The following is a 15,361-nucleotide window of genomic DNA, read 5'->3' on the forward strand; positions in this document are numbered from 1 at the left end:
GCCTTCGGTGCGTCAGACGCACCGAAGGCCACATTGGGGCGCTTCGGGTCAGTGCTCCAGGGCACCCGCCGGCACGAACCCGCGCGCGGCATCGTCCAAAAGGGACACTTGCGCGGCGCCGACGTCGAAGTACATCCCGGTCAACCGCAGCCCACCCCGCGCCAGCGCCTCGGCGACCACGGGGTACCCGCGCAGGGTTTCCAGCTGCTGCACCACGTTCTGCAGCGCCAGCTGGTCGGCCTCGGCGGCCGGACGTTCCCCGCTGAGCAGCAACGGCGCCTCACGACTCCGCCGTCGCAGGGTCGCCTCGCCGTGACGCAACCAGCTTCCGAGCTGAACCAGCCCATCCGGCGCCTGCCCGAGCAGCGCCTTCATCGCCCCACAGCCGGAATGCCCGCACACCACGATCTCCGCCACGCCGAGCACCCCCACGGCGTACTCGATCGCCGCGCCGACCGACGAGTCGTCCCCGTCCACCGGCGGCACCAGGTTGCCGATGTTCCGCACGGTGAACAGGTCCCCCGGCCCGCTCGTGGTGATGAGGTTCGGCACGATCCGCGCGTCCCCGCAGGTGATGAACAGCGTGTGCGGCTGCTGCCCGTGCGCCAGCCCGCTCCACGTGTCGCGCAGCAGGGGCGCCGTGCGGCGGTGGAACTCGGAAGCACCGCGGCACAGCAGGGAGCTGGCCGTGCGCTGGGCCGGCAGCACGACGTGCTCGGCCTGCCACTCCGACCACGGCGCGAGCCACCGCGGCACGACGCGCGCGGCGACGCTGCGGCGCACGGTCGGCGCGCCCGCGGTGCCGCGTTCGAACCACGGGTGCCCGATCTCGTCGACCGTCACCGGCCCGGCGTGCGCCTGCTGCCAGCCGCGCAGGCAGTCGAACGCGGCGTGGTCGAGGTAGTCGACGAGCAGCTCCAGCCGGACTTCGGCGTGCGGCGGCACCTCGGCGAGCACCCGGGTCAGCCGCGGCACGGACAGAAACGTCAGCGCGCCTTCGATGACGACGCGGTGGCCTTCACCGTCCCTTTCCACGTGAATCCCGGAGAAGATCATCCGCCGCAGCATCATCGCGAGCGCGAGCAGTATTCCGGCCGCGACGCCGGTCAGCAGGTTGACGGCGACCGCGCCGGCGAGCGTGACGGCGTACACCGGCAGGTCGCCGTGGCGCCGCACTTCCTTGAGCCCGTTGAGGTTCACGAGCTTCGCGCCGACGTAGACCAGCAACGCGGCGAGCGCCGCCAGCGGGATCAGCCGCAGGAAGCCGGTGAACAGCAGACAGGCGGCGAGGATCCAGACGCAGTGCAGCATCGCCGACGCGCGGGTGCGCGCCCCCGCCTCGTAGTTGGTCATGCTGCGCACGATGACGCCGGTGACCGGGAACCCGCCGAGCGCGCCGGCGGCGACGTTCGCCGCGCCCTGCCCGATGAGCTCGCGGTCGAGGTCGGTGCGCGGGCCGCCGCGGAGCTTGTCCACCGAGACCGCGGACAGCAGGCTCTCCAGGCCGGCGATCAGCGCGATGGTGAGCGCGGCGCCCGCGAAGCCGGCCCAGCCGCCGTCGGGCAGCCGCGGCACGAGGTGCAGCGCGGGCAGCCCGGCCGGGAGGTCGACGCGCGGCAGGGACATGCCGGTCGCGACGGACAGGCCGGTGGCCAGCGCGACGGCGGCCAGCGGCGCGGGCACGCGGCGGACGGCCTTCGGCAGCCGCGGCCACGCCAGCAGCACCGCGAGGGTGACGACGCCGATCAGCACGGCCTGGTCGTGGTGCGCGGCGATCTGCCGCGGCAACGCGAGGACGTTGGCCAGTGCGGAACCCCGCGCCGAGCCGCCGAGCACGACGTGCAGCTGGCCGAGCACCAGCGTGACGCCGATGCCGGCGAGCAGGCCGTGGACGATGGCCGGCGACACGGCCAGCGCGGCGCGGGCGAGGCGGGTCAGGCCGAAGAGGATCTGGAGCAGGCCCGCGGCGACGGTGATCGCGCAGGTGACCGGCCAGCCGTGGGTGGCGATCGTGTCGGCCAGCACCACGGTGAGAGCGGCGGACGGGCCGCTGACCTGCAGCGGCGATCCGCCGAAGAGGCTCGCGACCAGCCCGCCGACGACGGCGGAGATCAGGCCCGAGAGCAGCGGCGCCCCGGCGGCGAAGGCCACGCCGAGGGACAGGGGGACGGCGACGAGGAAGACGACGATCGACGCGAGGACGTCGTGTTTGAGGTTCTCGAGCTGGCGGAGGTTCTTCGGGGACGGCGGTCCGGTGTCGTGTTCACCACGAACGATCTCGATCATGGACGCAGGATCGCCGAAACCGCGCGAAAAGTCCGCTACGCAAGCATTTCTCGCGTTTGTCCCGGTACGGACCGGTTCGGTTTACCGGAACTTTCAGGCGAACAGCGCCCGGGAACCTCCGCCGATCGCGTGGTGTCGACCGCGCACCGGCACGCAGCGCGACGACGAGGAACCTTCGGGTCTCGGTGTGCGCGTGGTCACACCCGATGTGCTGAATTCACGCCTTTTCCGCCACGGCAAGCATCGCGCGGGTGATCGCGGCCAGGTCGTCGTCAGTCGAAACGTACGGCGGCATCGCGTAGACGAGGTCCCGGAACGGCCGCAGCCAGACGCCCTGCCCGGTGACGACGTCGGTGGCCACCGCCATGTCGACGGGGTGGTCGAGCTGCAGCACGCCGATGCCGCCGAGGACCCGGACGTCCACCACCGATTCGAGGTCGCGCGCCGGCGCCAAGCCGTCCAGCAGGCCCTTCTCGAGCCGGCTGACGTCCTGCCGCCACGCGCCGCCGGCCAGGAGCCCCAGCGAGGCGTTCGCCACCGCCGACGCGAGCGGGTTGCCCATGAACGTCGGCCCGTGCGCGAGGACCGGCAGCGCGCCGCGGGAGATGCCCGCCGCGACCTCCGGCGTGCACAGCGTCGCCGCCATGCTCAGGTAGCCGCCGGTCAACGCCTTGCCGAGGCAGAGCACGTCCGGCGTCACGCCCGCGTGCCCGGCGGCGAAGAACGCGCCCGTGCGGCCGAAGCCGGTCGCGATCTCGTCGAAGATCAGCAGGACGTCGTGCGCCTCGGTCAGTTCCCGCAGCGCGCGCAGGTAGGCGGGGTGGTGGAAGCGCATGCCGCCGGCACCCTGCACGACCGGTTCGACGATCACCGCGGCCAGTTCCCCGGCGTGGGCTCCGATCGCGTCGGCCAGCGTGTCCACATAGGACTGGTCGGGCGGGGTGCCGAAGCCGGCCGGCGGGGCCGGCACGAAGACCTGCTCGGGCAGTACGCCGCGCCACAGGGAGTGCATGCCGCCGTCGGGGTCGCACACGCTCATCGGCGTGAACGTGTCGCCGTGGTAGCCACCGCGCCAGGTCAGCAGCCGGCGCTTCTCCGGCAGCCCGCGGGAACGCTGGTACTGCAGGCACATCTTCACGGCGACCTCGACCGACACCGAACCGGAGTCGCAGAGGAAGACGTGCTCGAGGCCCTCGGGCGTCAGGTCGACCAGGGTCTTGGCGAGGGTGATCGCGGGCTCGTGGGTCAGGCCGCCGAACATGACGTGGCTCATCCGCCCGGCCTGCTCGGCGAGGGCGGCGTCGAGGACCGGGTGCCGGTAGCCGTGGACGGCCGACCACCACGACGACATCCCGTCGACCAGCTCGCGGCCGTCGGCGAGCTTCAGCCGGACCCCGCTCGCCTCGGCGACCAGCAGCGAAGGCACCTTCGCGGGCATGGGCGCGTAGGGGTGCCAAACGTGCTGGGCATCGAGGGCGAGCAGGTCGGCGGAGTCCATCTCCGCATTAAAACAGGGGCGCGCGGCGCCGCCGCCGAGGGCGGTGGCCGAAGGCGGAGGTGACCTCAGCAGGGCTTGCGCGTGAGCACCCAGCCGTCCTGGTTCAGGGGCTCGGCCACGACGTGCACCGGCTGGTCCCCCGTCAGCACCCACGGACCGGAAACCGACAGCCGGTACCGGCCCGCGGGCCCGGCGATCGTCAGGCTCCCGTCCGCGCCGGTCGTCCCGTGGATCGTCCGGCCGGTGTCGAGGTCGGTGGCGTCGACCCGCTGTCCCGCGACGCCCTCCCCGGCCTCGGTGACGATCCGGCCGGTGCTCGTGCCGTCCTGGCCGAGCACCTTCGCCGTGTCGCGGGCTTCGGGCACGCCGTCGTGGTACGCCTCGTCGCGGGTGAAGTCGCAGGACTGCTCGAGAAAGCCCCACCTCGCGGGCCGCTCGGTGACCGTGCCGGGCACCCGGAACGTCCGGGTCTCCCCGGGCCGGATCGTCGCGCCGGGCCCGCCGTAGGCCAGTTCGCCCCACCCGGCCTCGGTGATGTCGGCGGCGCGGCCGGTGTCGCCGCGGTCGCAAGCGCCGTAAACCCCCGAGACGACGCGGGAGCCGGTGTTGGCCAGCTCCACCGTCAGCACGGCCGGGTCGCCCACGCGGTAGGTGTCCCGGTCCAGCGTCACCTTCGCGTGCAGCGTCTCGGACAGCGGGCGCAGCGCCCGCAGCGGTACGTCGACGACCGGCGTGGAGCCGTCGGCCCGCACGCTCGTCCCGCCGCCCAGGATCCACCCGCCGGGTGCGCCGGCCGCGTAGATGCCGTACTGCCCCGGCGGCAGGTCGGCGAACGAGTACCGGCCGTCGGCGCCGGTCGTGCGGGTCTCGGGAAGATCGGCCCCGTACAGCCGGACCTCCGCGCCGGCGAGCGCTTCACCCGGGTCGGCCACGCCGTCTTCGTCCGCGTCGGCGTATGCCTGGCCGCCGATCGTCGTCGTTCCCGACGCCGCCCGCACGGTCACCTCGGCCGGCGCGAGCGGCGGGGTCACGCCGTCCAGTAGCGACACCGACAGCCGGAACCGGGAGTCGCCGTCGAGCGGGCCCGTGAGGTGACCGGTCAGCAGGTACTCCCGGGTCTCGCCGGGCACGAAGCTCGCGCCGAACCCGCCCGGCCCGAGGTCGCCCCAGCCCGAGTCCACCCAGAAGCGCGTGCCGCCCAGGTGGTCGGCGATGCCGTGCGAGTAGTAGACCCCGCGGGTGCCGGCGTTGGTCACGGTGTACTTCACGGTGACCGGCTCCCCGGGCAGGTACGGCCCGCCTTCGACCACGGCCGTGCCCCGCAGGTCGTAGTCCTCCGCACTCGCCGGGACCGCGAACCCCACGATCGCCACGAGCACCGCGGCCGACGTCACCAGTACGCGTCGAATCCCCAAGGTGACTCCCCCTCACCTCCGGCCCGCACCCCTCCGCGCGGGCTTCAGCGCTTTCACGCGTGAAGGGGCCTTTCGGCCACTATCGAGTGACGCAGCTCACAGTCGGACCGGCAGCGCCTCCAGCCCGTGCACCAGGGAGCTGGACCGGTAGACCAGCTCGTCCGGCTTGGCGTCCAGCGCTAGGTCCGGGAACCGTGCCAGCAGGCCGGCCAGGGCGATCTCGGCCTCCAGCCGGGCCAGGGGCGCGCCGACGCAGTAGTGGATGCCGTGCCCGAAGGCCAGGTGCCCGCCGGCCGCGCGCGTGACGTCGAGGCGCCCCGGGTCCGGGAACCGCTCCCCGTCCCGGTTCGCGCCCAGCAGCGAAATCAGCACGAACTCGCCTTCGGGGATCGTCACGTCGCCCGCTTCGACCGCTTCCGCGGTGAAGCGCAGCGTGGCCAGGTGGATCGGGCCGTCGAAGCGGAGGAACTCCTCGACCGCACCCGGCATCAGGGACGGATCGGCGCGCAGCAGCGCCAGCTGCTCCGGCTCGCGCAGCAGCGCCAGGACGCTGTTGGCGATCAGGTTCACCGTGGTTTCGTGCCCGGCCACCAGCAGCAGGAACGCCATGGAGATCAGCTCGTCCTGCGACAGCGAGTCGCCGTCGTCGCTCGCGTGCACCAGGTCCGACAGCAGGTCTTCGGCCGGCTCGGCGCGCTTCTGCTCGACCAGGCCGGTGAGGTAGGTGAGCATGCTCTGCGCCGCGTGCTGCGCGTCTTCCGGCGTCGACGAGCTCAGCAGGGTCTTCGACCACGCGGAAAACTCGGTCCGGTCCTCCGGGGCGACGCCCAGCAGCTCGCAGATCACCGTGATCGGCAGCGGCGCGGCGAACGACGGCAGCAGGTCGGCCCGCTCCTGCCCGGCCAGTGCGTCGAGCAGCTCGGTGGTGATCTCCTCGATCCGCGGCCGCAGCCGGGCCACCGTCCGCCCGGTGAACGCCTTGTTCACGAGCTTGCGCAGCCGCGAGTGGTCCGGCGGGTCGGTGTTGAGCATGTGCCGCCCGAGCGCTTCGCCGAAGCCGCCCTGGTTCGTCGCCCCGGCCGGGAGCTTCGCCTCGAACAGCTCGTACGCGCGCCGGTTGTCCTTGTGCAGCCGCGCATCCGCCAGCAGCGCCCGCGCCTGCGCGAAGTCCGTGACGATGTAGCAGTCCAGGCCGCGCGGCATCCGGACCCGGCGCACCGGCCCGCCCGCGCGGAGCATCTCCGCGAACAGGTGCGCGTCCTGCGCGAAATCCTCCGCCACCTCGGTCGTCGTCATTGCCGCCCCCCGCAGTCATTCTCAGCGCTCGGCGAGTGCCGCCACCACGCGCTCGGTCACGTCCTGCCAGTATGCCCGCTGTTCCTCGCGCTCTTCCGCGTCCGAAAGCCATTCCTGGTGGAACCGCAGCGTGGTCTTCGCGCCCGAGCCGCTGAGCCGGACCTGGACCGTCGAGTCGTGGTCCCAGTCGCTCGGCCGCCACGTCAGCCGCATCCGGTCGCCCTCGGCGAAGCTGCGGATCTCCCCGACCGTGCCGTTCGCCGTCTCGTACTCCGCGCCCGGCTCCCGCGGCAGCTCGACGCCCGGCCCCAGCCAGATCGCGACGCCGTCCCGGCTGACCAGGAAGTCCCACACCGTCGCGGCCGCGTACGGCAAGGTCCGCGAAACCCCGATGTTCCACCCCACATCGGCCGTCTTCCCCACTGAAGAAGTCATGGAACCATCCTCCCACCGGGGTACGACAAAACCGGTCCCCGGCCCGGGTGCAGGATCGTCAACCGTGCGCTACCGCCCCATTTCCCCCGCCGTACTGGCCGAAGAACTGACCGACCGCATCGACGCGCTCACCGGACGGCGGCGGATCGCGGTCGCCGTCGACGGCGCGGCCGGTGCGACGGAAACCGCCGAACTCGCCGACGCCCTGGTCGACCCGCTGCGCCTGCGCGGCCGCGCGGCCCTGCGCGTCTCGGCGCGCGACTTCCTGCGGCCCGCGTCCCTGCGCTTCGAGCACGGCCGCACCGACCCCGACGCGCGCTACACCGACTGGCTCGACCTCGGCGCCCTCCGCCGCGAGGTCCTCGACCCGCTGGGGGAAACCGGGTCCGGCGAGGTGCTGCCGTCGCTGTGGGACGCCGAACGCGACCGCGCGACCCGCGCCGAGCGGGTGCCGCTGCCCGAAGGCGGGGTCGTGCTCCTCGACGGCGAACTGCTGCTGGGCGCCGGTCTGGCCTTCGACCTGGCCGTGCACCTGTGGCTCTCCCCCGCCGCCCTGCGCCGCCGGGTGCCGGACGCCTGGGCGGTCCCGGCCTACGAGCGGTACGAGGCGGAAGTCGATCCCAGCTCGCTCGCCGACGTCGTCGTGCGCGTCGACGATCCGCGGCACCCGGCGCTCTACACGCCTTAGCGGACGACGGCCACCGGGTCGCCGTCCAGGAGGCCGGCCAGCCGCCCGGCCATGGTGTCCCAGCGCCAGTTCTCCGCCACCCAGGCCCGGCCGGCCTCGCCCATCCGGCGGGCGCGCACGGGGTCCGCGAGCAGGCTGGAGAGGGTCTCGGCCAGCTGGCCGGCGTCCCGGCCCTCGACGACGTGCCCGGTGACCTCGTCGAGCACCGTCTCGGGCGCGCCGCCGGAGTTGCCCGCGACCACCGGCAGGCCCGTCGCCGAGGCCTCCAGGTAGACGATCCCGAGCCCTTCGACGTCGAGCCCCTTGCCCCGGGTGCGGGCCGGCATCGCGAAGACGTCGCCCGCGGCGTAGTGCGCGGGCAGTTCGGCCCACGGCACGGACCCGGTGAGCACGACGTCGCGCTCGAGCCCGAGTTCGGCGACCAGCCCGGTGAGCGTCTTGCGGTACGGGCCGCCGCCGACGATCAGCAGCGCCGCGTCCGGCACGCGTTCGCGGATCCCCGGCAGCGCGCGGATCAGCTGGTCCTGCCCCTTGCGCGGGACGAGCCGGGACACGCAGACGATCGTGGGGCGGTCGGACAACCCGTGCCGCGCCCGGATTTCCGCGCGGCCGGCCGGGTCCGGTTTGTACAGTTCGGTGTCCACTCCGGACGGCAGCAGCTCCAGCCCGGCCATCGGCCCGAACGCGGCGGCGAACCGGCCGCGGGTGTAGCGGCTGACGTAGGTGACGACGTCCACGGTGTCCCCTATGCGCCGCAACGCCTGTCGCGAGCCCGGGAGCATGGACCAGCCGACTTCGTGGCCGTGCGTGGACGCCACGACGCGGCGCGCACCGGCCTGCCGCAGCGAATGACCCAGTAGCGCGAGCGGCGCGGCGGCGCCGAACCAGACGGCTTCGCAGTCGCGCGCCCGCATGATCTGCTTCGCCCGGCGAAGGACGTCCGGCGTCGGCAGCATCAGCGACGTCGGGTGCCGGACGACCTCGAACGGCGCCTCGGCGTCGAACTCTTCGTGCGACCCCGTGTGCGACTCCCACGACGGCGCGTAGACGACCAGGTCGTCCGCCGGCAGCCGGGTGGCGAGGGAGTTCAGGTAGTTCTGGATCCCCCCGGGCCGCGGCGGGAAGTCGTTGGTCACGAGCAGGGTCTTGAGCACGCCCCAGAGGCTAGCGGCCGCCACCTCTCTTCGTTCGGGGGTCCGGGTGGCGAAGCCCCCGGCCCGAGGCGGAGTCTCGGCTGACACAGCCGGAGGGGCGGCACCGCGTGTGCGGTACCGCCCCTCCGGCGTTGTGGTGCTGCGTGGGTCACGACGTCGGGCGTCGCGCTCCCGCGTACTGGCTCTGCAGCGGCGAGATCTTCACGACGTCACCGCTGTCGGGCGCGTGGACCATCTTGCCGTCGCCGATGTACATGCCGACGTGCGAAACGGGCGAGTAGTAGAACACCAGGTCGCCCGGCTGGAGCTGGTCCCGCGGCACCGCGGCGCCGAAGGTGGACTGCTCGCGGCTCGACCGGGGCAGCGTGAGACCGGCCTGCTTGTAGGCCCACAGCATCAGGCCCGAGCAGTCGAACGTGCTCGGCCCGGTGGCGCCCCAGACGTACGCGCTGCCTCGCTTGCTCAGCGCCGCGTCCAGCGCGATCTGGGCGGCGGCGGTGGGCGCCTTGAGGCCGGTGGGCGAACCGCCCTTGTCACCCTGCGCGGCCCGGTCGAGCGCGCTCAGGCTCTTGTTGGCCGCCTTGAGCTGGTCGATCTGGTCGTTCAGCGCCTTCTGCTTGCCCCTGATGTCATCGGTCAGCTTCGCCGCCGCGTCGCGCGCTTCAGTGGCGCGCTTCGCCGCGTCGGAAGCCTTGTTCGTGGCATCGGTGGCCTGCTGGACGGCGCCGGTGAGGTTGCCCATCGCGCCGTTCTTCTCGGTCGCGATGACCTCCAGCGCCGAGGAGCGGTCGAGGAAGTCCTGAGTGGACGTCCCGGCCAGCAGCGCCGACAGCTTGTTCAGCTGGACGCCGCTGGTGAACGACGCGCCGGCGAACTTGTCGACCTCGGTCTGGTACTTCTTCTGGTTCTCGGCGGCCTGGGCGGCCTGGTCCTTCGCCGCGTTGACGTCGCCGGTGGCCTTGTCGAGCTCGCCCTGCTTGGCCTTCAGGTCGTCCTGGGCCTTGAGCAGGTCTTCGTTGAGCTTTTCGGCTTGGGCCGCGAGGTCGCGGTACTTGGCCAGGGCGTCCGAACCGGTCGGCGGGGCCTGGAGGACGGGGATGGGGGCGGCGGTGGCCGTCGGCTGCGCCACGGTGACGAGGGTGATCACCGAAGCCGCGGCGAGGGCACCTGAAACCACGCGCCTTACTGGATGCGACTGCACGGTCGCGCGGGTCTCCTTTGCGTCTCGGCCGCCGAGGGGGACCGGGGCACGAAGAGGTCGGGGGGTTCCTCTTCGCCGCTTGTCCCGCACCGCGCGTTCTCCCGCAACAGGTGAAGCGAGCGGTGGTGGTTCCGGTTCCCAGCTTCCCGACAAAGCTGCGTCCGGCGGCGATCCCGCGTCGCCGCCTCATCGACGGCCAGGGGCCACGAGATCTCGGACAGGTTACGAAAAGACCGCCACCACGTCCACCACCTCGGAGGCAAAAACTCTCCGTAGCGCCCGGAAACACCATCGGACCAGCATGGGAGAAGACTTGTGATGGGCGTTACACGCTGGGGTTTCTTCGGGGTCGATTCGACTACCTACCGTTCACCTGATCCGAACGACCATTCGGCGCGCCGACACGAAACGGGCAAGTCAGGCCGTGCGCGGAACGGGTCCTTCGACCAGCCGCAGCCGCGGAACCATGCCCGCGTCGGCGAACGCGTCCAGGGCGCGGCGCTCGTCGGCGTCCCACACGGCGGGTGGCGCGCCCAGCAGCACGGTGACCACGCAGTCGTGGCAGGAGATGCCCCGGACGACGCAGCGGTCGCAGTCGACCACCACGCTTTCGATGTCCGAAACCGAAATGTGCGAGACGTCCACTTCGGACAGCTCGGGGGTGTCGTTCATGTGCTCCTCCTCACGTCGGGACTGACTGAGGAGGACGGTAGGCGCCACCACCGACAATTTCGTCGGTCAAACCCGGGAGAGGCGGCTGACCAGCACAGCAGAGGGCGTCGGGTGCGCGCCGCCACTGCGCACGGAGTCCGCCACCGCGCGGTCGGACGTCGCCACGACCATGGGCCGGCCGGCGGGCTCGGCCGCCACGATGTTGCGGATCACGTCGTCCGCCAGCACCCCGCGGTCGGAGAACAGCACCCGCACCCCGCGGGGCACCGACGCCGGGACCGACAGCACGCCCGCGCCGTCGAAGACGACCGTCACCTCGGCCGAGGTGCGCGCCGCCAGGGCGGAGAGCTGGTGGATCAGCCGGTCGCGCTGGTCGGCCAGCGCCAGCTCGGGGTAGCCGGTCTTGGTGACGTTGTAGCCGTCGACGATCAGGTGCACGTTCGGCAGCGCCAGGTAGCGGTCCAGCGTGGAGACGTCGGCGATCTTGCCGCCCTGGCCGCTGCCGGTGCTGGCGCCGCGGACCATGTCGGCGGGCCGCGCGCCGCGGGCACCGAGGGCGAGCTCTCGGCGCAGGCCGGTGACCGCGCCATCGATCGTGTCGATGAGCAGCGCCAGCCGCACCTCGTCGGCCTCGCGGGCCTCCCGGGCGGACTGGCGGGCGACTTCGGCGTCGCCCACCGCGCGTTCGGCACGGGCGCGTTCGGTGGCGACGCGCTGGCGTTCGCGCGCCAGCTGGGCGGTGAGGGCGGCGATCTCCTCGGCGCGGGCGGCGGACCCGCGCGCGGTCTCGGCGGACGCCGCTTCGGCCGCGTCCCGGGCCTGGCGGAGCTGGACGCCTTGCTCGCGAAGGCGCTTCAAAAGCTTCTCGACTTCGCCTTCGCGCTCGCCTCGCGCGCTCTCAGCGGCTTTCTTGGCTTCGGCGAGCTCCACGCGTAGTTGCATGAGTTCGCCTTCGAGGCGCTGGCTGCGGGCCAGCGCGGCGTCACGTTCGGCGCGCAGGGCGTTTTCCTCGGCGTTCTTGGCGACCAGCCGGACGCGCCCGGCGGCGCCGGACTCGCCGAGCAGCACGGCGGCCGCCGCCGCGGCGACCGAGTCCGTGGCGTTGGGGTCGAGCGCGTCGGTGCGGTGCTCGCGCAGCCATTCGATGACCGCGGTGCGGAACTGGGACGATTCGCCGAGCGCGGCGAGCAGCGCGGCGCCGCCGAGCTTGGCCCGCTTGGCCGGGGCGAACTTGGCGACGGGCCGCAGCTGGCGGGGCACGTCGGTGGCGGGCAGCTTGGCGACGGCGGCCGCCGAAAGCTCGGCGATCCGGTCGCGGACCGGCTCCGGGAGCGCGGGCCAGGTGGCCGGATCAGGCCGCTCCCCGGGCTCCTCGGCCTGCTCGGGCCGTGGCGCGACACCCGACGGACCGGCGGGGTCCTCGGGCGGCTCCGGCACGAGCGGCTGCGGGTGCATTGGTCCAGGGTAGGCCCCGCCCCCGCATCACGCGCCGCGCGCCACACGGACCGCGTCCCGACCAGCGGCCGGGCTCCCGGCGGGCAAAAGTGTCGGTGGTTGCCCCTAGTCTCCCGCACATGCGTTCGATCCAGGCACAGCTCGCGTTCGACGAGCTCGGAACTCCCTTGCGGGACACGACTTTCGTGGTGTTCGACCTCGAGACGACCGGGGCCGCGCCGGGGCCGTCGGGGATCACGGAGGTCGGCGCGGTGAAGGTCCGCGCGGGCGAGGTGCTGGGCGAGTTCGCGACGCTCGTGAACCCGGGGATGCCGATCCCGCCGCAGATCGTCTCGCTGACGGGCATCACGCAGGCGATGGTCTACGACGCGCCGCCGATCCAGGAGGTGCTGCCGGCGTTCCTCGAGTTCATCGACGGTTCGGTGCTGGTGGCGCACAACTCGGGCTTCGACACGTCCCACATGCGGGCGGCCTGCGAGGGCCACGGGTACGTCTGGCCGAAGCCGACGGTCGTCTGCACGGTCCGGCTGGCGCGGCGGGTGGTGCCGCGCGACGAGGTGGGCCGGTACAACCTCACGGCGCTGGCGATGCTGTTCGGGGCGCGGACGCGGCCGACGCACCGGGCGCTCGACGACGCGCGGGCGACGGTCGACGTGCTGCACGGGCTGCTGGAGCGCGTCGGCAACCTGGGCGTCCATTCGCTCGAGGAGCTGATGGGGTACCTCCCCGAGGTCACGGTGGCGCAGCGGGCGAAGCGGCACCTGGCGGCCGACCTGCCGTCGGCGCCGGGCGTCTACCTGTTCAAGGGGCCGAAGGAGGAGGTCCTGTACGTCGGCACGGCGAAGGACCTGCGGCGGCGCGTGCGGACGTACTTCACGGGCTCGGAGGGGCGGAGCCGGATCCGCGAGATGGTCGCGCTGGCCGAGCGCGTCGACCACGTGGTGTGCGCGCACGCGCTGGAGGCCGAGGTGCGTGAGCTGCGGCTGATCGCGGCCCACCGGCCCGCCTACAACCGGCGGTCGAAGAACCGGCACCAGGGCTGGTGGATCGGGCTGACGGAGGAGGCGTTCCCGCGGCTGTCGGTGGTCCGGCTGCCGCGGCCGGGGGTGCTGGGCCCGTTCCGCAACCAGGCGGACGCGAAGGCGACGGCGGACACGCTGGCCGGGGCGTCGGGGCTGCGGACGTGCACGCAGCGGATCTCGCCACGTTCGGCGAACGGGACCCCGTGCGTGCTGGCGGAGCTGGGGCGCTGCGGAGCGCCGTGCGCGGGACGGCAGAGCGTGGAGGCGTACGTCCCGGCGGTCGAGTCGGTGTCGGGGCTGATCGCGGGTCTCGACGGCCGTCCCCTGCACGTGGCGGCGGCCCAGGTCGAGCGCTTGGCGGAGAACCACCACTACGAGCAGGCGGCCCGCCACCGCGACGAGCTGGCCGGCCTGATCCGCGCGCTCGGGCGCGCACACCGCCAGGCGGCGCTGGCGTCGATCGCGGAGCTGATCGCGGCGGCCCCGGACGGCAACGGAGGCTGGGAGCTGTCGGTGATCCGCTACGGCCGCCTGGCCTCGGCCGGCGTGGCCCGGCGCGGAGTGCCGCCGATGCCGGTGGTGGAGGCGCTGGTGGCCTCGGCGGAGACGGTGCTGCCCGACCCGGGGCCGCTGAACGGCGCGCCCCCGGAGGAGGTGGGGGTGCTGCTGCGCTGGCTGGCCCGCCCGGGGGTCCGGTTGGTGCGCACCACACGGCCGTGGGCGGAGCCGGCCGCGGTAGCCGGGTGGCGGGGATGGCTGGATCTGGTCTCGACCGCGCATTCCCTGGAGCACGTGGGCTGAGGGTTACCGGGGCATCGCCGGGCAGGCCGGATCTCGCGTCATCGGGACTGGAACTCGCGTGACCCGAGCCGCCTCTCGCGAGACGGGGGCCGGAACCCGCGTGATCCGAACCGGAACTCGCGTGATCAAGGTCGAGACTCGCGTGATCGAGGCCGGAACCCGCATGACCCGAGCCGCATCTCGCGTTATCGGGACCGGAACTCAGTGGTCCGAGCCGCATCTCGCGTGATCGAGGCCGGAACCCGCGTGATCGAAACCGCATCTCGCGTGAATCGGGCCGAAATCTGCGTGATCCGAGCCAAACTCGCGTGATCCGAACCGCATCTCGCGTGACGGCAGCCGGAACTCGCGTGATCCAAGCCGGAACTCGCGAGTTGCGGGCGCGATCGCGTCCGCGGGGAACCGGCCTCCGCTCCCCGGGCTCCGGCGACCGGGCGGGTTCAGGCGGGCGCGGAGCCGAGCGTCAGGCCCGTCGAGAACCAGCCGGTCCCCGAGCTCAGGCGACCGAGCGGTCCAAGGCGTCCAGCAACCACGTGTGCGTGACCCCCATCGGCGCCGCCTCTCCCGTGACCTCCCCCGCCAGGTGCCAGTACCGCCGCACCCTGGGATCCCGGTCCGGTGCCGTCCGGACGTTCAACGCCCGGCGGAACGAGGGCGTGTCCCCCACTCCCACCGCCGCCGCGTGGGCCGCCACGAACCGGTCCAGTGCCGGCCCAGGCCCCGGCGTCGCCCCGGAAGCCACCGAGGGGAACGCCAGCGAACACGCCTCCCCCACCTCCGCGTGGAGCGCACCGAGGTCGGCGATCCGCTCGTGGCCGGCCAGCGTGCTCGCCCGGAGGTGCCCCGCCAGTGTCCGGTCCGCCGCCAGCACCACCAGCGACGCGTACGCCACCACCTGCCCCGTCGACGGCTGCTCGGGCGGCCGCGGCGCGCTGACGTCGAGGAACATCCGGGCCGTGTCCGGCGGGATCGGGCCCGTCGTCATCGGGTGCCACAGCCGGACCAGCGCCTCGTGCGCCGCGAACCCGTCCTGCACCGCCGACAGCAGCTCGAGCCGGGCCGCCCGGTCCGCCGGCGACGACTCCTCCACCGCGCGCAGCACCGAACGCCGCCAGGCCAGCGTCGCGACCTCGCGGTCCAGCGCCGCGCGCTCGGCGGCCACGGCCTCGTCCAGCGACCGGTTGCCCGCCAGCACGTCGGTGATCGACCGCAGACCCAGTCCGAGCCCGCGCAGCCGCCGGACCAGCACCAGGCGGTCGACCGCCCCGAAGCCGAACCGGCGATGGCCGCCGACGCTGCGTGCGGGCTCCAGCAACCCCTCGTCGCAGTAGAAGCGGATCGTGCGGACGGGCACCCCCGTCCGGCGCGCGAGGTCGCCGATCCCGAGTGTGTCTTCGGTCACCTTCGGTCGAACCTCCAGCCGGGTGGAATTCCTACG

General features: G+C 73.1%; 12 protein-coding genes. 2 read left to right on the forward strand and 10 right to left on the reverse strand.

Annotated features, from left to right (window positions below; genetic code table 11):
• Nucleotides 1-48: 48 nt before the first annotated feature.
• The 5 genes from AB0M83_RS42560 to AB0M83_RS42580 all read right to left on the reverse strand — a co-directional run bounded on the left by AB0M83_RS42560 (nt 49) and on the right by AB0M83_RS42580 (nt 6,930).
• Nucleotides 49-2,286: a bifunctional SulP family inorganic anion transporter/carbonic anhydrase gene (locus AB0M83_RS42560; RefSeq protein ID WP_364526572.1), complete on the reverse strand. Its 2,238-nt coding sequence runs from the start codon at nt 2,284-2,286 to the stop codon at nt 49-51.
• A gap of 217 nt (nt 2,287-2,503) precedes the next feature.
• Nucleotides 2,504-3,784 carry an adenosylmethionine--8-amino-7-oxononanoate transaminase gene (locus tag AB0M83_RS42565; RefSeq protein WP_364526574.1) on the reverse strand — a complete coding sequence of 427 codons (1,281 nt, stop codon included), beginning with the start codon at nt 3,782-3,784 and terminating at the stop codon, nt 2,504-2,506.
• 65 nt (nt 3,785-3,849) lie between these two features.
• Complete coding sequence (locus AB0M83_RS42570) at nt 3,850-5,199, reverse strand: SdrD B-like domain-containing protein (RefSeq protein WP_364526576.1); 1,350 nt, start codon at nt 5,197-5,199, stop codon at nt 3,850-3,852.
• Nucleotides 5,200-5,295: 96 nt separating this feature from the next.
• Nucleotides 5,296-6,495 (reverse strand): cytochrome P450, encoded by a 1,200-nt coding sequence (locus tag AB0M83_RS42575; RefSeq protein WP_364526578.1) that lies wholly within the window; start codon nt 6,493-6,495, stop codon nt 5,296-5,298.
• A 21-nt stretch (nt 6,496-6,516) separates the two neighbouring features.
• Complete coding sequence (locus tag AB0M83_RS42580; protein ID WP_364526580.1) at nt 6,517-6,930, reverse strand: SRPBCC domain-containing protein; 414 nt, start codon at nt 6,928-6,930, stop codon at nt 6,517-6,519.
• A gap of 64 nt (nt 6,931-6,994) precedes the next feature.
• Here AB0M83_RS42580 and AB0M83_RS42585 point away from each other — a divergent pair, with 64 nt between their 5' ends.
• Entirely contained in the window at nt 6,995-7,618 is a 624-nt protein-coding gene (locus AB0M83_RS42585) for a uridine kinase (RefSeq protein WP_364526582.1), read from the forward strand.
• Here AB0M83_RS42585 and AB0M83_RS42590 read toward each other — a convergent pair.
• The 4 genes from AB0M83_RS42590 to AB0M83_RS42605 form a co-directional block, all read right to left on the reverse strand.
• Nucleotides 7,615-8,772 carry a glycosyltransferase family 4 protein gene (locus tag AB0M83_RS42590; RefSeq protein ID WP_364526584.1) on the reverse strand — a complete coding sequence of 386 codons (1,158 nt, stop codon included), beginning with the start codon at nt 8,770-8,772 and terminating at the stop codon, nt 7,615-7,617. The two genes, AB0M83_RS42585 and AB0M83_RS42590, sit on opposite strands and share 4 nt — an antisense overlap.
• 148 nt (nt 8,773-8,920) lie before the next feature.
• Nucleotides 8,921-9,973, reverse strand: coding sequence for an NlpC/P60 family protein (locus tag AB0M83_RS42595; RefSeq protein ID WP_364526586.1), 1,053 nt, complete (start codon nt 9,971-9,973; stop codon nt 8,921-8,923).
• Between the two features lie 417 nt (nt 9,974-10,390).
• Nucleotides 10,391-10,645: a hypothetical protein gene (locus AB0M83_RS42600; protein WP_364526588.1), complete on the reverse strand. Its 255-nt coding sequence runs from the start codon at nt 10,643-10,645 to the stop codon at nt 10,391-10,393.
• Nucleotides 10,646-10,711: 66 nt separating this feature from the next.
• Nucleotides 10,712-12,100, reverse strand: a complete 1,389-nt coding sequence (locus tag AB0M83_RS42605; protein WP_364526590.1) for an NYN domain-containing protein — start codon at nt 12,098-12,100, stop codon at nt 10,712-10,714.
• A gap of 119 nt (nt 12,101-12,219) precedes the next feature.
• Here AB0M83_RS42605 and AB0M83_RS42610 point away from each other — a divergent pair, with 119 nt between their 5' ends.
• Nucleotides 12,220-13,923, forward strand: a complete 1,704-nt coding sequence (locus tag AB0M83_RS42610) for a DEDD exonuclease domain-containing protein (RefSeq protein ID WP_364526592.1) — start codon at nt 12,220-12,222, stop codon at nt 13,921-13,923.
• Nucleotides 13,924-14,419: 496 nt separating this feature from the next.
• Here the strand turns inward: AB0M83_RS42610 and AB0M83_RS42615 are convergent, their stop codons facing one another.
• Nucleotides 14,420-15,325 (reverse strand): MerR family transcriptional regulator, encoded by a 906-nt coding sequence (locus tag AB0M83_RS42615; protein ID WP_364526594.1) that lies wholly within the window; start codon nt 15,323-15,325, stop codon nt 14,420-14,422.
• Nucleotides 15,326-15,361: the final 36 nt, after the last annotated feature.

Source organism: Amycolatopsis sp. NPDC051106, assembly GCF_040682775.1.
Classification (GTDB): domain Bacteria; phylum Actinomycetota; class Actinomycetes; order Mycobacteriales; family Pseudonocardiaceae; genus Amycolatopsis.